The 20,142-nt window shown below is 58.5% G+C and carries 17 protein-coding genes; all 17 read left to right on the top strand.

Features of this window, described 5'->3' with window-relative positions:
* Positions 1-21: 21 nt before the first annotated feature.
* Positions 22-912 (top strand): hypothetical protein, encoded by an 891-nt coding sequence (locus SJY13_RS04885; RefSeq protein ID WP_377188379.1) that lies wholly within the window; start codon positions 22-24, stop codon positions 910-912.
* A gap of 13 nt (positions 913-925) precedes the next feature.
* Entirely contained in the window at positions 926-2,536 is a 1,611-nt protein-coding gene (locus SJY13_RS04880; RefSeq protein ID WP_377188376.1) for a phage tail sheath family protein, read from the top strand.
* 23 nt (positions 2,537-2,559) lie between these two features.
* Positions 2,560-3,000, top strand: a complete 441-nt coding sequence (locus SJY13_RS04875; RefSeq protein WP_377188373.1) for a phage tail protein — start codon at positions 2,560-2,562, stop codon at positions 2,998-3,000.
* Between the two features lie 12 nt (positions 3,001-3,012).
* A complete protein-coding gene (locus tag SJY13_RS04870) occupies positions 3,013-3,375 on the top strand; it encodes a hypothetical protein (RefSeq protein ID WP_377188370.1) in 363 nt (120 codons plus the stop codon).
* Complete coding sequence (locus SJY13_RS04865; RefSeq protein ID WP_377193563.1) at positions 3,372-3,560, top strand: DUF6760 family protein; 189 nt, start codon at positions 3,372-3,374, stop codon at positions 3,558-3,560. Before SJY13_RS04870 ends, SJY13_RS04865 begins: the two co-directional genes overlap by 4 nt.
* Positions 3,561-3,575: 15 nt before the next feature.
* On the top strand, positions 3,576-3,992 hold the full coding sequence (locus SJY13_RS04860) for a phage tail protein (protein WP_377188367.1): 417 nt from the start codon (positions 3,576-3,578) through the stop codon (positions 3,990-3,992).
* Between the two features lie 200 nt (positions 3,993-4,192).
* Positions 4,193-5,044 (top strand): hypothetical protein, encoded by an 852-nt coding sequence (locus SJY13_RS04855; protein ID WP_377188364.1) that lies wholly within the window; start codon positions 4,193-4,195, stop codon positions 5,042-5,044.
* Positions 5,045-5,047: 3 nt separating this feature from the next.
* On the top strand, positions 5,048-5,743 hold the full coding sequence (locus tag SJY13_RS04850) for a CIS tube protein (RefSeq protein WP_377188361.1): 696 nt from the start codon (positions 5,048-5,050) through the stop codon (positions 5,741-5,743).
* Entirely contained in the window at positions 5,733-6,842 is a 1,110-nt protein-coding gene (locus tag SJY13_RS04845; RefSeq protein WP_377188358.1) for a phage late control D family protein, read from the top strand. Before SJY13_RS04850 ends, SJY13_RS04845 begins: the two co-directional genes overlap by 11 nt.
* Positions 6,839-7,474, top strand: a complete 636-nt coding sequence (locus SJY13_RS04840) for a phage baseplate assembly protein V (protein WP_377188355.1) — start codon at positions 6,839-6,841, stop codon at positions 7,472-7,474. The genes SJY13_RS04845 and SJY13_RS04840 overlap by 4 nt, the downstream gene beginning before the upstream one ends.
* Positions 7,474-7,770, top strand: a complete 297-nt coding sequence (locus tag SJY13_RS04835) for a PAAR domain-containing protein (protein ID WP_377188352.1) — start codon at positions 7,474-7,476, stop codon at positions 7,768-7,770. The genes SJY13_RS04840 and SJY13_RS04835 overlap by 1 nt, the downstream gene beginning before the upstream one ends.
* Positions 7,767-8,216 (top strand): GPW/gp25 family protein, encoded by a 450-nt coding sequence (locus SJY13_RS04830; RefSeq protein ID WP_377188349.1) that lies wholly within the window; start codon positions 7,767-7,769, stop codon positions 8,214-8,216. Before SJY13_RS04835 ends, SJY13_RS04830 begins: the two co-directional genes overlap by 4 nt.
* Entirely contained in the window at positions 8,213-13,426 is a 5,214-nt protein-coding gene (locus SJY13_RS04825) for a hypothetical protein (RefSeq protein ID WP_377188346.1), read from the top strand. The genes SJY13_RS04830 and SJY13_RS04825 overlap by 4 nt, the downstream gene beginning before the upstream one ends.
* The gene (locus SJY13_RS04820; protein ID WP_377188343.1) at positions 13,423-15,321 is read left to right on the top strand and encodes a hypothetical protein; all 1,899 of its coding nucleotides are present in this window, start codon (positions 13,423-13,425) and stop codon (positions 15,319-15,321) included. The genes SJY13_RS04825 and SJY13_RS04820 overlap by 4 nt, the downstream gene beginning before the upstream one ends.
* Positions 15,318-17,447 (top strand): hypothetical protein, encoded by a 2,130-nt coding sequence (locus tag SJY13_RS04815; RefSeq protein WP_377188340.1) that lies wholly within the window; start codon positions 15,318-15,320, stop codon positions 17,445-17,447. The genes SJY13_RS04820 and SJY13_RS04815 overlap by 4 nt, the downstream gene beginning before the upstream one ends.
* Before the next feature lie 25 nt (positions 17,448-17,472).
* Positions 17,473-19,023, top strand: a complete 1,551-nt coding sequence (locus SJY13_RS04810; RefSeq protein WP_377188337.1) for a hypothetical protein — start codon at positions 17,473-17,475, stop codon at positions 19,021-19,023.
* Between the two features lie 74 nt (positions 19,024-19,097).
* Positions 19,098-20,141 carry a hypothetical protein gene (locus tag SJY13_RS04805; RefSeq protein WP_377188334.1) on the top strand — a complete coding sequence of 348 codons (1,044 nt, stop codon included), beginning with the start codon at positions 19,098-19,100 and terminating at the stop codon, positions 20,139-20,141.
* The last annotated feature ends 1 nt before the right edge of the window (position 20,142 follow it).

Raw genomic sequence — 20,142 nt, 5'->3', positions numbered from 1 at the left:
GGGCATCAAATGGAGGAGGCTATGGCACATAACGCAAACTCGCTTGAGGACCTGAAGACAGCTCTGAAAGACGAAAAGCAAGCTCAGGATACGGCGCAAGTCGACAAGAATCTGGCCGATCTGATCAAACTGATCGCAGATCGTGACAAGGCTGTGGCTGAATACGAGGCCGCCTATGAAGGTGACGACGGGCTCAAGGCAAAGGACAACTCGTTGAAGGCACGGGAAAGTAGCGCCAGAACCCATATTCTGGAAGAGCTTGGCGAGCCCGGTGTGGAAAGCGTCGGCGCAGAGATCGCTATTGTAACAACTAGGTTGACCGATCTTCACACTGATGTTGTCGACGCCGAAACCGCGTTGGCCACCGCGAAGAAAGACCAGGAAACCTGCGATAATGCCCTTGTAGCGGCTTCTGCAAACCTTGAGCTTTGGCGAAAGCCTACCGCGGCAATCAAAGCATGGCAGAAATCCGCAGGCGAGATTGCTTTGGCCGTCGAAGAACTGGCAGCCATCGGCGTGCATGAACACCGACAAGCCTATTTCTTGCTGTCCGGACCGCCTGAAAAGTCGAAAAATGAAATGCCACCCGACGAAGACCCGCCCAAGCCCACATATGGTGAAACCGTTTTGGCCGGTCAGCTCAAGACCCTCAAAGGTGCGATTGATGTCGACGTCGACGGAAAGCCCCCGGTTGTGCCGCCGGGTGAACTGAGTGGCCGGATCAGAGATGCCTGGACGGCATTCTCTGACGCGCGCGCAAAAGCCGAGGGGCAGAAATTCAAGGTTCTGGCCGCCGAGACGGCACTGAAAGCCGGGAAAGAGGCGCTGGCAACCGCCGAAGCCTCAATCATCGACGACATCAACGCCGCCCTGAAGGGGTGGGAACACCGTGCTGCTGAGTGCGGCGAGTAGAAGGAGATAGACAATGCCCGAGTATCTCGCACCCGGCGTGTTCATTGAGGAAATCGAACGCGGACCGAAACCGATTGAAGGCGTCGCCACGTCCACAGCAGCCTTTCTGGGCGAAGCGGAACGTGGACCGATGCGGCCCCGGCTGGTGACAGGCTTTGGAGAGTATCTGCGCCTGTTTGGTGACGTTTTTGCCGACAACAAATACTTGCCCTTTGGCGTCAAAGCCTTTTTCGACAATGGCGGCAGGCGGTGCTATATCGCCCGCATCGCTGGTCTGAACGCGCAGGCGGCCACACTGGACACCGGTGTTGGCTATACGATTACGGCAAATGGTCCCGGCGTGGCTGGAAACCGAATGTTCGCGCGCATCTCGGCGTCCACTACCGAAGTGCAGAACGCCGCTGGCGACGCTCTTGTCCCCTTGGGGTTCCGCTTGCAGGTGGCCTATTGGAGCCGAGGCGAGCCGGCAGAATTGGATTTCGACCCCTTTGAAGCGACCGACCGCTTGCCGCGCCCGGCGTTGATCGAAGATTACGATGATCTGGCTATCGACCCCGAAAGCTCATCCTACTGGAAGCGATCCATAAGCGATACGACTTCGGCGCTGATTACCCTGACCGTTGATCCCGATCCAAACAATGTAACATTGCCGACCGATCCTGAGGGAGGTGATGCGATCAAGGGTCTTTTGACAGCAGGGGATGACGGCGAAACTCCGAATGTCGTTCAGTTTGAGGGCGACCGCGATGATGATAACAACCCCATCGCCGATCCGAACCAACTTCGAGGATTGGCGGCTCTAGAATTGGACAATTTCCGCGATGTCGCCATCGTTCATGCGCCTGGTATTGGAAATGATGACGCCGGAGCGGATATTCAGAAGGCCATTGTTGACCACTGCCGGCCCGATCGGTTCCGCATTGCGGTGCTTGACGCTGCACGAAACCAGAATGTGTTGAGCGGCGAAACCCTAAACCCCCGTAACCAGAATGACAGCCAGTATGCGGCTTTCTATTACCCTTGGTACTTCACACCACATCCGCGTACCGGAGCCCGCACGCTTGTTCCACCTGGTGCTGCCGCATGCGGCATCTACGCGCTGACTGATAATGCGCGCGGTGTTTTCAAAGCCCCAGCTAACGTGCCTGTCGCGGGAGCAATAGATCTGGAATTTGATATCGATACGGGAAAGCAAGAAGTGCTGAACCCACGTGGGGTCAACTGTATCCGGCGTTTCCCCGGACGTGGAATTCGTATGTGGGGTGCCAGGACTTTGTCGAGCGACCCGCTTTGGAAATACGTTTCGGTGCGGCGACTGTTCCTGTTCCTTGAACACTCGATCTACAACTCGACGCAATGGGTCGTGTTCGAGCCGAACGATCAGCGCCTTTGGGCCCGTGTGCAGCAAACCATAACGTTGTTCCTGCGAACGCAGTGGCGCGAAGGGGCGTTGTTCGGTGCAAAGGAAGAAGAGGCCTTCAGCGTCTCGGTCGGCCCCGACACAATGACAACGGATGACATTCTGAACGGGCGTCTAATCGTCGAAATCGGAATCGCGCCCGTGCGCCCGGCCGAATTCGTTATCTTCCGCGTCTTTCAACAAACCCGCGAAGCAAAGAGCTGAGCCCTGGCTAAAGGAGTACCGACATGGCACGACAGGACCCGCTACGTAACATGCGTTATCGCCTCGAGATCGACGGGATCGATCAGGCGGGCTTTGCCGAAGTAGCGATTGGCGACCTCTCGAACGAACCCATCGAATACCGCGAGGGTGACGAGATTACGACTGTCCGAAAGCTCAACGGGCTGACCAAATACGCCAATATCACGCTCAAGTGGGGCATCACGGATTCACTGGATCTGGCGGATTGGCACCAATTGGTCGTTGACGATGCAACACCCCTTGATGATGCGCGGCGCAATGTTGTGATCCGCATTCAGAACGAAGCGGGTGACGACAAGGCGGCCTTTGAGATCACCAAAGCTTGGCCCTGTAAATACGATCCGACCGACTTGAACGGTAAGGGTAACGAAGTCGCCATCGACACGCTCGAACTGTGTAACGAAGGAATTAAGCGAATTCAGTAAGGAGTTGAAATCATGGCATTTCAAACAGAAATCAGCTTCACCTTGCCGCGTGGGTATCTAGATGCGGATGAAGGATTGCACAAGGACGGGACAATGCGGCTGGCGACAGCCGCCGATGAAATCCTGCCGCTGAAGGATCCGCGGGTCAAATCCAACCCTGCCTATTTGGCGATCGTGGTCCTTTCGCGTGTGATCACTCGTCTGGGTGCGGTGAGCGATGTGAACACAAAGGTGATCGAAGGGCTGTTCGCAGCCGATCTGAATTATCTGCAAGCCTTGTACGAGAGCTTCAACAGCGATGGTGCGATCGAGGAAGACGCTCTGCCGGCCCCGGACGCGCAGCGTGAAGGGTTTGGTCTGGTGGGGGAAGCCTGAGGGTCACTCCTGCCGGCGAGCTCTACGAGGAGATGGCCTTTATTGCCTACCACTTTCACTGGTCGAGCCGCGAGCTGATGACGCTGGACCACGCCGAACGCCGCACCTGGGTCGAAGAGATTTCGACCATCAACCGGCGCCTGGATGCAAACGCGGGCGGATCGCGCCCGCTGGAACATTATTAACCCCGGAGGAGACCGATGGCTGATCCATATGGCAGTTTCCGCTTCAGGATCGAGGCTGATGGCCTTGACCGGGGCGGCGTGCAGTCGGTTTCGGGGATCGAACGCACGACCGAGACCGAACCCTATCGCGAGGGTGGGGTAAACGACCATGACCGGCAGCTGATCACCAAAAGCACGCAGGCGACTCTGATCTTGAAACGCGGTTTGTTGGACCCCTGGTTCTGGGATTGGCACGAGGATGTGGTCAACGGCGATGTCGAAAGGCGCACAGTCTCGATCATTCTGATCGATGAGGGCGGCGAGGAAGCCTGGCGCTGGATCTGCGCCGACGCTTTTCCGTCCAAATGGGGCGGGACCGAACTGGATGCAACCGCGAGCGCGGTGGCGGTGGAGAGTATCGAACTGGTGCATCACGGGTTGACGCGGCAATGAAGGGGCGGGTGTTCATATCACCACGCGCGCCGCTCTGCGTGACAAGGCCATTCGGTTTGGTGAACGCGGGCTGGCCCAGAACGCGCCGTTGTGCGCGGCCCGCTCAGTCGCAGGGACCCGAGCGCGTCTTTCGTTCTTCGCGCGCACCAGCAACTGCTTCTGGGGGGCCGGGTCGGCCGATTCAATTGAATGTCACCAACGTGACGGTATCCCCCTATTTCAAACTGCTCTGGTCACAGACCGTGCGGTCAGAGGTCGCGCTACAGGCCATTGCAGGGCCTGGTGCCGTGTCCATGGGGTCATCTTTTCCAGGCGGTGTAGGTTCGGAACATACGCCCAATCGCCGCCCCTGGACCGCGATCAACTGGCAACAACTCCGCACTGTCGCAATATTTCAGGATGCGGTGACGCCATACAGCACCGACCCGAATGCGCCATCGCCCTTGTACAAGCCTAATTTAGTCAAGCGCGATCAGGCGAACACCGAAAGGCCGCATGCATCAGTGACGCCGGATCGCAAGCTGATTGAGATGAGGCATGGAAAACAAACACATCTGACGGACCGTGTTGCGCGTCAATCCGAGACCCGGTTCGCACTGGTCAACGAGGCAACGCGGCATCTGATCGAAATGCGGTCTCAAAAACAGAGGAAGACCATTCAGACAACGGTTGCCCGCCGTATCCTGACCTGGAAGGCCCGGCATTCGCAATCAGATGTCACTGGCCAGCATGCCTCGTCAGGAGCAGCTGGCGGAATGTCTGAGCTGTCGGTGCCGATACGGCCAGAAGTCACCGCCCGGCTTAGTACTACGCAACCGCGATCAATGGCAGGAATGTTCGAGATCAACGCCTCGCCATCCTCACATATACGGTCCAGACCGCAGTTCCGCGCGCCGCCACCAGTGCCGCCAATCCCGACTATGGAGCCTGTCGCACCACCGCCACCGGTTGCGCAAGCGCCCGAGATCGACATGGCAAAATTGGACAAGGAACTTTGGCGGCGGTTCGAAAAGCGCATCCGCATCGAACATGAACGCAGGGGAAGGGGCTGATCCATGTCCACACCACTTGTAAAAGCTATGATCCGCATCCTCGAAGGCCGCAATGCCAACGACGAGCTGACGGTGCATTTCAACCCCACCGAATACGCTCTGGAATATGGCGCAAGTTTCCAGGAAACGCCGATCCCCGGCCTGTCGAATCCGATCCTGCAATTTGTGAATGGCGCTGCAGAAGTGCTGACCATGGATCTTCTTTTCGACACCTATACCGATCAGGGCGGCAGAGATGTCTCAGAGGACACGGGCGCTTTCACGGATATGGTGGCTATCGACGGCGACACCCATGCGCCGCCCCGGATCGAGTTTATCTGGGGGTCGTTCAACTTCCGCGCGGTGGTCGAGAAGATCTCGCAGCGCTACACGATGTTTCTGGGCGATGGCACGCCGGTTCGCGCGACACTTTCAGTCACATTCAAGCAGTACCGGACGATCTCTGAACAGTTGGAAGAACCGCGTCGGAATTCGGCCGACAAGTCAAAACACCGGGTTCTCGGCAAGGTCGAAGGCCACCGTCCAACCGCCACCACGCTTTGGGGGTTGGCGGCCGAGGAATATGGCGAGCCGCGTTTCTGGCGGCAGATCGCACGGGCCAATGGGGTCGAGGACATCCGCACTCTGCGGAACGGTGATGAGCTAATCGTCCCACCGCTGGAGGATTTCGCGTCGACGGAGAGATTTGATGGAAATTGATGATCTTGAACGCATTCATCAGGACTTTTTCGCGCCGACTTTTGTGGTGACCATCGGTGGTCAGGATCTGGTGCGTGATCTGCACCTGACGGTCGCTTCGGTTTCGGTAGACCTCAAGGAAAAGGCGTCGGGCCGATTCACGATCACTGTCACCAATGCCTTCAGTTGGGAGGATAGGGAATTCGTTGCCGGGGCAGCGGATTCGCGCGTTCATCTTCTGGACCTGTTCAAATTCGGAACTGAAGTGGATGTCCGTCTGGGATATGGCGAACCGGCGCGGCTTTCCTCGGTAATGACCGGTACGATCACTGAACTGGCGACCTCTTTCGGTGCCAGTGGCGCGCCGCAGCTAGAGCTGTCTGGCTATGACCGGCTGTTCGGGCTGACAATCGGTAAAGAGAAGGATTATCTCGAAGAGGCGACAGACAGCGACTATGTCCGGCGAATTGCCGCACGCCACGGTCTGCAGGCGGATGTCACCGATACCACGCCCAAAAAGCCGCGGATCGAGCAAAATGAAGAAACCGACTTGGCGTTTCTGGAAAAGCTCGCCGGACGAAACGAGAATTTTACCTTCTATGTCCGGAATGAACGCCTGTACTTCGGACCAAGGCACCGCGCGGCGGCAGATATCGTACTGCCCTGGGGTGGTGGGCTGACGGCTTTCAATCCCGAAGTAAACCTGGCCAACCAGATCGCGGCGGTCGAGGTCGTCGGCACCGACGCCGAGACTGGTGAACAGATCGTAGGTCGGGCAGAGCGCGTGTTACCCGAAGGACGTGATGGAGCCGAGGGGTCAGGTCCCGAACGTCTGGCCGAAGCGTTGAATTCAGAACCGGTTCTGCGGGTGCGCGCCGGGGTGCACACCCAGGACGAAGCCAAATCCAAAGCGGCAGGCATTCTGAACGAGCGCGCGAACAAGTTCCTGACCGGCAGCGCCGATTGCATCGGGCTTCCGGAGCTGCGGCCCGACATAAATGTAGCCTTCGAGGGGTTGGGGCAGGGGTTCTCGAAAACCTACTGGGTCAATGGCGTTGTGCACGAGATTTCGGGTGCGGGCTTTACCACGTCGCTGACGGTTGAGGAGACGGGGATATGAACAAAATGATGGGTATGGTGGCCACGTCCGAAGCCGAACGCGCAAGCGATGGATTCGTGCGGGGACTGGCGCTTGGAAAAGTGACAGACAACGAAGACCCGAAGGGTATTGGCCGGGTGCGGGTCCGTCTGGAACTGCACAACGAAGATCAGGAGAGCTTTTGGGCGCGCGTCGCCACCCCGATGGCGGGCAACGAAATGGGTGTCTACTTCCTGCCTCAGAAGGACGACGAGGTTCTGGTTGGTTTCATCGGCGAGGACCCTTCACACCCGGTGGTTCTGGGGTCCGTTTGGAACGGCAATGCCCCGCCACCTGAAACCAACGATGGCAAAAACGACCGGCGCCTGGTGCGCACCCGCAGCGGGCACGAGATGCGTTTTGACGACGGTGACACAGATGAGGTCGAGGTAATCCATAACAAGGGTGCGCGGGTCTATCTGGCTGAAAACAAGGCAATACTCGAAACCGACAGTGGTAATACCGTCACGATCGACGGCGGCGAAATCTCGGTGACGGCGGCGCAGAAGATCACCCTGAGCGCGCCCCAGGTGATCGTCGACGCCTCGGGCAAGGCCGAAGTGAAAGCAGGCGCGACCTGCAAAATCCAAGGCGCAATGGTGGAGATCAACTGATGGGACAGCCCGCAGCACGCATGAACGATACCACAAGTCATGGCAAACCGCTGAGCCCCGGACCGGGTGCGATGACTGTGCGCATCGGTGGGATGGCCGCTTGGCGGGTCGGTTTGGATTTCCACGCCTGTCCCTTGTCGAACGGTCCGCAGCCCCACGTTGGCGGTACCGTGGCCATTGGATCGACCACGGTTCGCATCGAAGGCGCGTTCGCCGCGCGTCAGGGCGATCAGGTGGTCGAGGCCGGACCGCCCAATGCCATCGCCCTGGGCTGCCTGACGGTGCTGATCGGATGAGCGTTTTGCGCCCAGATACCCAGGGTTTCCCAGCCTTCCAAGGCCGCGGCTGGCGCTTTGGCCGCGATAAGATGGATCGCCCGGGTGTGACCTGTGACAAGCGCTGGGGCCGGGTCGAGATGAGCACGGGACTATCCGATATTGCCGAGGCAGTTTATTTGATCATCGCAACCTCGAAAGGGTCGCGTGTTATGCGTCCTGATTTCGGCTGCGGCATCCATGACATGACGCTTTCATCACCGGATTCCCAAACCCGAACGAGGATCAAAGCCGAGATCAAAGAGGCGCTGCGCAGGTTCGAAGCCCGTATCGACGTGACCGGTGTGGATGTCTCGGGCGACAATGACGTGAACGGCAAGTTGCGAATCTCGGTCGATTACCGAGTGCGTACGACGAACCAGCGTGGCAATATCGTTTATCCCTTCTATTTCCGCGAGGGCGCATGACTTTGCCGGGCAAATATCCCCCGGTCGATCCGCGACGGGCACCGGAACTTCGCCGCGTTTTGTTGCGTGACACGGCTGCTATGGCCGCGTTCTGGCAGGGCGCGTTTGAAGGCAAAGGCGCGGATCGGGCCCTGATCGAAATCGCTTCACGCCTGTTTGAGGAAAGCACATCGCGTCTGGACAAGACGCCCGAACGTGACGCTCTGGCGTTCTTCGAGACCTTCGACTTTGCACCACCACCGCCGAAATCGGCCAAAGGTCACGTCGTTTTCGCCCTCAAGGACGACCGCAGCACACCGGTTGAAATCGCGACCCGCAGCCCGCTTGAAATCGCAGCTCGCATCGGCGTCGGCGAGAATGCCGAGATCGGAAAAGCGCCCTTCGAAACAACGCAGCCAATGCGCATTCAGCCGGGGCGCATCGCGGTCGTGGCATCCGTTGACCCCGCAAACGACAAGATCGAGCTGGCTCCGGATGCGGTCAGCACGCTTGAGCCCGACCTCGAACAGCGACCACAATACACGCTCCAGGCGGCGGCTTCCGGGACCAGCGATGTGATTGCGATCACTCCGCCAGCTGGTCTGGCACCTGGCGACACGCTGAGGGTCGAGATGATGGCGGAGCCGCCGAAGTTCCTGAAGATCGTTGAAGTTTCCGAGGACGGGCGCTGCCAGCTGGCCGCACAAATCGGGGGCGCTGGTGTCGCACAGAATACTGTCCGACGGATCACCCGGCAAACCAGTTTTGACATCACGGCTATGCCCAACCTTCAGGAACACGGGTTTTACATTGGCGACAAGGATTTGCTGAATGTAGAGGAACCAGCAGATATTACGCTGAAATTTGATCGGACCTCTGTAGCGTCCGCCCTGATCGCAGCAAATGTTCGGTTCCAGATTTACGGCACTCGCAAGGACGACATTACGCAAAACGGAGACGACCCCGAACCGCAATGGCATGATCTTGTCCCTCTGGCAGGTCCCGGGGACGACCTTGTTTTGCGCAAGGCCTGGAAGGGCACTGTGGATGAACTGAAACTGTCGGAGGATCAGGAAGAGAGCGCACGCTATATCCGCATCGTTCCACAAGGCCTGCTGAACTCTGACGCCGCGGGTTCGCTGATCGCCGAGACAAAGGGGTTCCGCGAATTGACGATGGGCGTGAAAACCAGGCTGCCCAAAGGCGCATCAGACGACACGATTTCACAGTTAGCACATAATGGGGCGCCGCTGTCTCTTGCCAGCCCATTCAATCCTTTTGGGGCCGAGCCCCAGCGTTTTGACATTTTCTCTGTCGCCGCTCCCGAAGCCCTGACCAAACGGGGTGCGACCGCGCGTCTGAAGTTTGACATGCTGGATGCCACGGTGCTGTCTATGAAAGCCAGCACGCGCAGCGATGTGCGTCACCTCTTTGGGTTGTCCCGCAATGGCCGTCTTCAGGTGGTTGATCTTTCAGGTGCCAACCCGATTATCCGTCAGATAAGCGGTCCGGCCGGGGGCGGCGGGAGTATTGACGAACGCTTTGATCCAGTTGGGTCTTTCGATGTTGTTCCGCTGGACTTCGCGGCGGGGGATATCAGCCACGATCTGGTTGTCGCCACAACTCAGAATGGGCAGTTCTATGTAGGAGTGATCCGGTTCGACAAGACGCCTGGTCCGGCGGACGAGCCAATTCAGCGTGTTGGTGACTGGCAAAAATTACCGGACATCGAGGTGAACGGGCTTGGCCAGACACCGGGCGGGTCACCTGAAAGGCCGGGGCTAGCGCTTTTGCCGCATCAGGTTTCCAACACCGAGATTCAAGCAGAGTTGATCGCCGAAACCAGCCTGAAATTCTATGCGATTCAGATTGACCGGGGCGGTGTGCCGGACCCGGCAGGCTGGGTCGCGGTGCATGAGAAAGGTGCCGGTTTCGCGGCCCGGCTTGCCCCCAATGTGCAGCGGATCGAGGACAGTGAGTTTCCGAACGCCACGAATAACCACAACGCGCCCTGGAACCGGCGGGGCGTACTGACCACAGATGCGCAAGGGGCGATCTGGCGTCTGGCGCGCAGCGGCGGTCAATTCGTGCTGCATGAAGTGGACACCACGCCCGGCAATTCAACTTCTTTGGCCGGACTCATCTATAATGCCGGAACGGAACTGGCTGTAGCCCGGGTGGGCAATGGCAGGCTTCAATTGGTCGAACTGGCCCTGAACAACTTTGGGGCTGCGGGCGTTGCCCTTGCTGGTCCAGAGATTAAAGCCGCTGACGGCCCGGTGACAGCTCTGGTCGCATTGGGGTCAAATACCGAGGAAGATCAGCAACCCCGTGTCTATGCCTATACACAGGGCGGCGCGACGGGAAAGCTCTATTGTTGGGACCCAGTGGCACGGACGCAGCAGGTCATCGACATTGCAGGGGGTCGGACCGTTGGCGGTGACCTGAAAGTCTTACCGATCTTTGCCTCAGCGCGACCGTTCACAGGTGCTGTAGGAAACCTGCCTGTACTGGTGATCGGCGGGACCCAGCAAAAGATATTTACTTACACTCCAGAAACCGTCGGCGTGATCGGGCAAGTCGATTGGGTTCCGTTCCGGAATGTGCCAAATGATCTAAGTGATTTCGCCCACGCAGTGCGCCGCAGGAACCAGCTTACGACCGAGATCGAAATTTTAACGACGGGCGACGCGGCTTTCACCCGTGTGGGCTATGTCACTGGTGATCCCCTAAATGACAACGATGATGCCATCTATGAAATTGGTACAGGCACGGATTGGGCTGCACCGGTCGAGATCCTGACCGCCGCGAATGCTGCCGAACGCGCCGGTGTGATCGACAACTCGGATGTTCTAACACAGGATGATGGACAACCGCACGGCTTGCTGGATGACGACCTCATCTTTGTCAGCACAACCGGTGATCCGCCATTCGATGTTTTCCGGGTCAGTGTCATCGATCCGGATTCCGTGACGCTAATTGCTGCATCAGATATGACAGCGGCCCAGTTTTCCGATTCCCTTGACGATATCGGGCGAAACGTGACCATCCAGTGGCGCAAGGCCGATGTGGCAGAGTTGGCACCTGCGGACAGCGCCCTGTTCCATGAAACGCTGCTGATCTTACCCGAGCCCGACATTACAGGGTTTGGCGGTGTGATAGATCAGGGCGGTACACCTCATGAATTGATCGTTCCCGATCCCAGAGGTGTGGTGTTGCCCGGATTTTCCAGGGTTCTGGTCGACGGCTGGACCAACGCCATACCGCCGAATTTTGCTTCTCTACCGGTGCTGGAACGTGCCGGGCAGGCGCTTTCTGTCGTGCCTGTCGAGGTCGCCGCAAGATACGCGAACCCCCAGCTGAGTTGGGAATATTACAACGGGCAGGGATGGAAACGCCTGGCGGTTGGGTTCACTGACCAGACGTCGAATTTCGCGGTGTCCGGTGAGGTATCCTTTACGGTGCCCGACGATCTGTCACTGGTCGAGATCGGCGGGCAGGAGGATTTCTGGATTCGCGCTCGTCTTGTCGGTGGTGACTACGGCCAACCCAAATACACTGTCACAACAGTTGGCCCTGAACAGACGATCACTGTTGATAAATCCCATATGCGCCCTCCTGAAGTTGCGCGCCTGAGCGCGGCCTTTCATCTGCCGGCAGAACTCCGACCTGGTGTGCTGGTGGCGCGAAACAATCGGAACGATATTGATGTAACCGACGCCAATGGCGTTGATGGCGCGCGCCTTACGGCGTTTCAGGGCGTGTTTCAGGCCCCGCTTACACCGCACCAGGAGGACCTTGATCTGACGCCCGGTTTGGCAATCCTGATTGGCCTGACAAGGCGGTTGGCGACAGGGTCGGTTTCTCTGCTGGTAAAAGTGGATGAGGGCCCGCCCGCAGACCCGGTCCAGATATCCGTTCTTGGCAGTGACAATCGCTGGACCAAGGCATCACTGACCGGTCCCGACCCGACACATGGTTTGATGCTGTCGGGGCTCTTGGAGATTCAATTGCCCGTTGAACCGGGGCAGATGCGGCTGCTCGGCAAGTCGCTGTTCTGGCTCCGGCTCGACCTGAAGCCGGGGGCAGAATTGCCGCGGATCAAAGGGCTATGGCTGAATGGCGCGCCGGTCGAACAATCGACCTCGATCCGGCAAGAGCTTGTTGGCTCGATCCTTGGTGAGCCCAAAGAGCGTTTTGCGCTGCTAAATACTCCCGTCCTTCCTGACACGATCGAACTACGCCTGAGGGAGGATCTGAGCGCGGAACAGGTCGCCAAACTGCGCAATTTCCGGGGGGAAAGAGCGGTGCTTACCGATGTCGCGAATGTGCCTGGAACCTGGGTCCTATGGGACCGCGTCGACAGGCTGGCAGATCAACCTTCCGATGCGCGCGTCTATCTGGCCGACGCTGCAGGGAACCTGCAATTTGGTAACGGTGAGAACGGGTTGATGCCAACGGCCGGTGCCAACAAAATTCGGGCATTCGCCTACGCGCAAGGCGGTATGCGGGTCGAAACGCAGGCTTTCGCACCGGCCGGTGCAACCGGGTCGGTAGAGGCGCTCGATCGGGTTCTGGCTCCGATCTCTATTGCAGGCGGGCGCGATTTGCCCGGGGATGCGGAACTGGTCGAGCGTATCCCCGACACCCTGCGCCACGCAGGGCAGGGGCTGTCACTGGCGGATATCGAAGCCATGGCACGCGACGCGGACAACGAGATCGTACATGTTAAGGCCTTTGCCCCGACCGGTCCCGGCGCAAAGATCACAATTGCGGTTCTGGCGCGCGGCAAAAGCCGCACTCCGGTCTATTCCCGGGCCAGTCGGATGGCGTTGCAACGGGTGCTTGCGGCCAGGATGTCCGATGCTTTCGGACCGGACTGCCTTGCAGTTCTCAGCGCGCCAATCCTGTCGCTGGAAGTTGACATCAAGCTGATTGCGCGTGACGGGCAAGGTGCCGCACTGGATGCGGCCGCCAGTGAAAAAATGCGGGACTTTTTGCATCCGTCCATCGGAGGGCCTGCTGGAAATGGCTGGCCGCCGGGCCGGCCCATTTATGAGACCGACATCAGGCGTGCCCTGATGCATCTTCCGGGTTTGGATCGCATCGGTGCGATATCGATCCAAAGAAAAGGCAAGGTTCCTTACGCGACCTCTATTGGTGGAACAGAAGTCATCGGCGTGACTGATACACGCGATATCCGCATCGTTTTGACCGAGGGCGCGCCATGACAAAACTGACCCCAAATCTTGATACGGTCGAATTCGAACAACTGGTCAGCGACGGGCGTGGATTGATCCCGGCTTACGCACCTGAATGGACCGACCACAATCTGCATGACCCGGGGATCACGTTGATCGACCTGATCGCCTATTTGGTGGACGCTCAGATCTACAGGGTTGGGTTTGTCGGCGACAGTTTGAAACGTGCGTTCACGCGTCTTCTTGGGGTTGCCCCACGCGAGGCGGTTCCTGCCCGGATGCTGATCTGGCCCGAGGAGGGCAACAACCAGGTACTTGATCTCAAGCCGGGTACCCCTATCGACAGCACCGATTTGATTGACGCCAATTGGACCCTGGACGCACGTATTCGCACGGTAAAACGCGCGGTTTCTGCAATTTTCACGGTGACGGGCGACGACGCAAAACCTGTTGGAATCGGGTTGGTCGAAGGGCGCGACCCCCTACCGATCGCCGCTCATATCGCTGGCGGTCCTGATAGTCTGGAATTTGAACTCGACAACGACATTTCGCCATTGGGCGGTGAGGGCTATGTTTCGCTGGGTCTGTTGTTCGATGACGGTCGTCCGGGACCAGTACCAGCATTCGACCCAGCGTGGGAGCCGGTACCGGTCGATCAATGGGATACAGGTGGATTCTGGCGACGTGTTGAAACATACGATTTGACCTATGGGATGCGCCAGGACGGTGTTATCCTGTTTCGCCCGCGCGAGGAGGGCGCGGCGCGCCGTTTCCGGATCCGGCTTAACGCGGGATTCCGACCCGGGCCGGTCACGCTGACGCGGATGGGCCTCAATGTCCTGCCAGTGACCGAAGGCGTCAGCCACGATGGCGGGTTTCTGGCCGACCCTACCGGCCTTCCCAATCAACTCGTGCTCTTTTCCGCGAGCGATCTTGTCGAATCTGGGCACCTTTCGCCGCCACTCGACCGCGATGAACGCCCTCTTACAATTCTGGTCAAAGCGGGAAACAGCCAGCAGCAATGGAAGCGTGTTGCCACTTTCGACGAGTCCGGCCCGGAGGACCGGCATTACCTGATCACTGAACAGGGCATCCTGTTTGGCAACGGTCTGAACGGAGCGCTGCCGTCGAAACTGGCGCAAATTCTGCATGGCCCCCTGCGCCGAACATGCGGTGCTGCGGGCGCGGTACGCGAGGGATTGCACTGGCGTGTTGCGGGAACGACCTACGGCAGCAACCTGTCGGCCTCGACCCCGGGCCGGGATCGCGACGGTCTGCCCGAGCTTTTGACAAGGGCGCGTGGCGTCGCCACCAAACGCGCGGCGCACCTATATGCCGACGATATCCAAGCGCATCTTCTTGGCGGGGATTTCGGACTGGCGCGTGTAGACGTTCTGCCACGCAAAAGACCAGGTCGCGAAAAGGATGCAGCAAACGGCAATCGAACGGTTCTGATCTTTCCAAAACGCGATCCCGACCTGCCGCCGTCGCCGCATGACCCCGACTTGTTGGCCAGGATTGCGGGCAACCTGTCGGACAGCCTGCTGGTCGGAGAGCGCTGCCATGTCTCAGCCCCGGTGTATCGTTGGTTCCGCATCGAAGCCTCACTTTTGGTTGAGGCCGATGCCGATCTGACTATGATAGAGGCCCAGGCGAATGCGCTTCTTTCATCGCGCTTTTGGGATGTCGAACGGCCTGTTGAACCCCGTTTGCCACCGTCAGACCCCGGCCGTCCGGTGACTATTGGCGCGATCGAAACGGTTTTGGCGCGAATAGGGCCGGTGATCTCGGTTCTGGAAACTCGGATCGGTGAAGCGGATCAGAAATTGGGGACCGAACCCATGGTTTTGGGCGACCGGGAATTTGCGCTGTTCCAGAGCCTGTCCCTTCACATGAATCGGATCGATGAAAGGGCAGGGACATGACCCATCCCAGCGATCAGGTGTACCGGTTCCGCAGCCTGGCCCATTGGGGACGCGGTCATGCTGAAGGGTTGGTGTTCGGAACCGGCGATGACGCAAGTCTGTCGACGCTGACCAATCTTGAGGCCCATCTCTGGGCGGAACCGCAAGGCGATACGGACATCGTCGGATTTGGGTTTGATGTTGGCAACCGACTGATCTGGATGACATCGGACGGTGGGCTATGGGCCTGGTCGAACGGTTTTGTGGTGCTTTTGGCGCGCGTGGCGCAGCATCTGGCAGACAATCCGATTGCCATTATCTGGGGGCAATTGTCAGGTTGGATCGCCAGCGCGGACAGCCTCCACAGGATCGACGTCAAGACCGGAGACCGGACCGGGAATTTCGCGCGCCGGGACTGGCGCACGGTTGGGGTAGTTCCAGATAAATGCGATGGCGTCATCGTGCTGGAATTGCACAATTCGGGCGCGCCCTATGAGCTGCGCCAAATCCGTTCGGATGGCGTGGCGCGTCAGTTGCCAATTAAAACCGAGCTGTGTGACGTCGTCGCAATGGCGCGTCGAAACAAGTCTGCACCTTTACAGATCGTTGATATCGGGGACGCAGATTGGCGTGTGCTGGCCTTGACAATTGGCGATGATGAACCTCGGATATCGACTTTCCATCTGGACAAGGATCGCAGGCCAACGGCGAATTTGACCATGGACGGGCCGCATCGCCTTGCCTTTGTCACGCAGGATGGCGCGATCTTCTCGGCCTCACACGGGGTTTTGGAACCTGCGCAGAAAGTCCACTGTGTGGGTCCTGTTGTTGACCTGACTCACTGGAACGGTGCGTTGTTTGCCGCGACTGCTACGGGTGTGTACCGCGTTGATGCCGAACCGTTGGCCGGTGCGGCCCAATTGGCGCACTACCTGTCGCCCGTTTTACACTCGCCTCCGGGAGATACACGATCCGGTTGGCAGAGGGCTGATCTGATGGCCGACATGCCAGAAGGCGCGCAAATCCGGATACGTAGCCGCAGTTTCGACAATCCGTATGATGTTGCCGATTACCAGGACATGATGAGGAACGATCCCGGAAATCCGATGCTAAAGCGCGGTTGGGACGAAGAGTGGGCCAGTGTCCACAACGGTGTGGGCAGCCCCGAAATCGCCCGGCATTACCTTGGCGCGGATAAGAGCGATGATGCAGAGGAAAAGCGCCCGTATATCGCATTGCGGATCGACATTTCGGTGCCTGCCTGTGTCACGCCGGTACGGCTGACGGGGCTTGATGTCTTCTATCCGGACCGTTCTCTGATCGAGGAACTGCCGGACATTTATCAGACCGGTGATGCCGGTGAGACCAAGTTCCGCCGGATGCTGGCACCGATGCAGGCGCTGGCGGATGAAATCAACGATCTGATCGGTTCGACGCTGGTGCGTATCGATCCGGAACAGACCGATGCCCTTTGGGCCGGATTCCTGTTGTCCTGGCTGGGGCATGGGGGATTTGTGGGATTGCCAGAGGATTTGCGGAAATCCCTGCTGTCGGCCCTTCCGGATGTACTGCCAAGACGTGGCACCATGACCGGTTTGCGGGCTGCTCTGACAGCGCTGGCACCCGATGGGTTTTCCGTCGAGGACCCGTCGCGCAGACCGGATCTTTGGGTATTGCCCATAGCGGACGACCCGAACGGTGCGCGGCTTGGCTGCGATACCGCAACGGTGGGCCATCACCCTCAGGCCTTGCAACTCGACGATTGCTGCGGCCCACCACTGGGGCTGGCGGTCCTTGAACGCAGCTGCCTGGACCCGGCGCTGCTTACGCAGCCCTGCAGCACTGAGCTGGTCATCCGCTTTTACGGCGCAAGCGCCGAAGACCGGATCGGTCCCTTTGCCGACCGTATCGCACGACATTTTCTGCCGGCCAATACCCGTGCCCGTTTTGAGTTTGGCGGCAGTCCCAAAGGGCGTCGCCTGGGTGACGACCCCAACCAGGAGGATGGCAATCCCCTGATCGTTCTCGACCAGGGCACTGAACAGGAAGCGGGCCGCTGGGCTTTGCCCCGTGTCGGTCCGGGAACCGAAAGACAAACCGAAACTGTCGAGGCCGCCGTGCTCGATGGCACCCTGATCCTGAAATAGCGGCCCGCTTGAGGAGACCAAGACAATGGCCAATTCACCGACGGAAAACCCGAAGCCGACCCCGCCGACCGAGCATTGCTGGTCCAGTCTGCCGATCTACCGGCCGGGCACGGGCCTGTCCGCGGAACAGCTGAACGCCAGTCAAAGCGACGCCCAGACCCGCACTCGTATTTTGAACCTGGGCATGAACGGTGTGGGCATAGCCCACGGGTATCAACTGACCACAAGACAGGACGGCACCCTTGACGTGCGCGATGGCTGCATTGAGATCAGTTGTGGCCTGGCGTTCGATCGATATGGCCGGATGCTCTATTGGAAGGGCGGTTGGATTTCGATGAAGGACATCCTCGGCTGCAAGCCCGATTGCACCGGGCAATATTGTCTTCGGGTACATTACGCCGAGGAATCCGAGAAAGGTAAGTTCGACCCCTGTTACGACAGCACCGATTGGATCTCGACCTGTGTGGGGTTCACACTGGAAAAAGACTGTTGCAGCGACGTTGATTGCCTGCCCGAGGTCAATGCCTGCGATTGTATCGAGCGCAATGAATACATCTGTCAGCGCAATGGTTTCTCCCCGCCAGACGAGATCGGGAAGGACGCAGATCTGAAATTTGCCTGTCAGGAGCCGCCACAGCTGGAGCTGAGCAACTGCGGACGGAAGGGCTTTGATCCAAAAGAAGGATTGTCGCTGGCCTGCGTCGAGATTTGCGTTTCGACCGACAAAGCGTGCGACGACGATTACGAGTTTTGCTGTGACAGTCAGGTTAAGGCCTGCAAGATGCGCAAAACGGCCTATCGCAACCAATTGCTGTACGAACTGATCAGCCGGAAGGATGTGCCGCTTTCCAAGGTCAAAACCTACAGCTGGTCGGATTACGAAGCCGTAATCTGGCATGATGATGTCAGGATGCCGTTTTCGCGGTTCCGCAAGCGTGCCAAGGCGTGCCTTTTGGGCAAGAAACCGGAAAAGGGGTTCTTGATCCGTTTCACCCGCCCGCTGATGCGCCAGACGCTCAATCCGATGAGCGTTGTCATGGACATCCATATCCCACAAGAGCGTCCCGCCTACTGGATGCCGCATCGGGTGCCGGCAGAGATCATGCATCTGGATGAAAACGATGACATCATTCACAGCCCACGGCAGCCCTACGCCTGGGGCATCTTAATCTGCCCTGAGAAAGCCTGGATCATGCACGAACTGGAAGATCCCGCATCCTCGATCCTGGATTGCGCCAACAAGGGATATCTCGCCCGCGTTGAGGTTTTGCTGTTTGGGCATGTCATTCGTGATGCCTGCGGCCGGATGCTGGATGCCCGCCCGGGTTGGGTGGACAAGGTAGATGATTGGGGCCGCTGGTTCGGGCACCCGGACGACCCGTGCGACGATCGTGCGGGTCAAGACCGGCCTGGCGGAACCTGGCGCAGTCATTTCCGCATCGCGCGCGATTACGACGCCGACCGCGAAACCGCGACAACCGCCGCTAAGGCGCATCAGGCCGATCTGGAACGACAGGCCGCAGACGCAACTGCGGCCCAACACGATCAGCCCGCAAGTGAGAGGATAAACTCATGAACAAGCATGTTAGCAAGACCGCTCCGACCTGGCCGATGTCCTCGGAAAAGGTCAATTTTACCAACGGGATGATCGTGACAGCGGATGACCTGAAGGCGGCGATGCAATATTCCGTCTCGCTAATGAAAATCACCAACCGGGCTGTCTTTGGCTGCGGGGTAATCTGCGGCTTTGAACTGAACCCGCATCCGGGCCTGTGCGGCACGCCGGAAGACATCGAGGTGATAGATCGTGAAGGTAAAGAAAAGCAGGTGTTTGTCTATCCCAGCTATCAGGTCGAAGTGGGTCCCGGCACTGCAATGGACTGTCATGGCTTGCCGATCGAACTTTGCAAACCGATGCTGGTTGATCTGTCGCCCGATATTTGCGGATGCGATCCTAAAACGGGCGGAACTGTGTGCATTCTGATCAGGCGGATTGAAGCATCGGAAGACCCGCGCGGCGATTGTTGTGGAGGAGGTACGCCGGAATGCTCGCGAATTCGCGACCATGTCGAACTACGAGGGTATGCGAGCGAAAAGGACATGCCCGAACATTACTGTGGGCATCCCCCTCAGACGGAAACCGACCCCTGCGCACCGGATGATACGGAAGAGCGTAAGGCACCGTTGACAACTTGCGAATGCCTCAAAATCTGTGACGATTGCACCTGTTGCGGTGATGGATGGGTGCTTCTCGGATGTGTTGAGCTGACCAGCCATGGGGTGATCGCCTGGAAAACAGATCCAGCCGATACAAGGTACGAAAAGATGCTTGAGCGTCGGAAATACATCAAAACTATTGAGTGCGCCTGCCTGCCTCACAGCCACCCACATAGTCACGATGAAAACCGCACAGAAGGTGACACCCCTCAATTTGTCCACCAACAGAACAAGGTCCTGAAGCAGGTTGTCGAAGTCATCGAAAGCAAAGTGACGAAGAGCGAGTATCGAAAGTTTCTTGTCGCATCAAAACCGGTAAGCCTTGAAGAGGTGGTGACCACCCTAGACGCCATAGAATCTGAACCAGAAGCTGCGAAGGAAATATTCCGAGCGGACTTTATCAGAAGGGCGCCGGGATACCGCGACGAAATCAAGCGAGAGATAGAAACCCGGGCGCGGTCAGGCAAGACGTCCTGAT

This window comes from Ruegeria meonggei (assembly GCF_042768335.1).
In the GTDB taxonomy this organism is placed as follows: domain Bacteria; phylum Pseudomonadota; class Alphaproteobacteria; order Rhodobacterales; family Rhodobacteraceae; genus Ruegeria; species Ruegeria meonggei.
The sequence above is the reverse complement of the archived record's forward strand: the minus strand, read 5'-3'. Positions and strand labels throughout refer to the sequence as shown.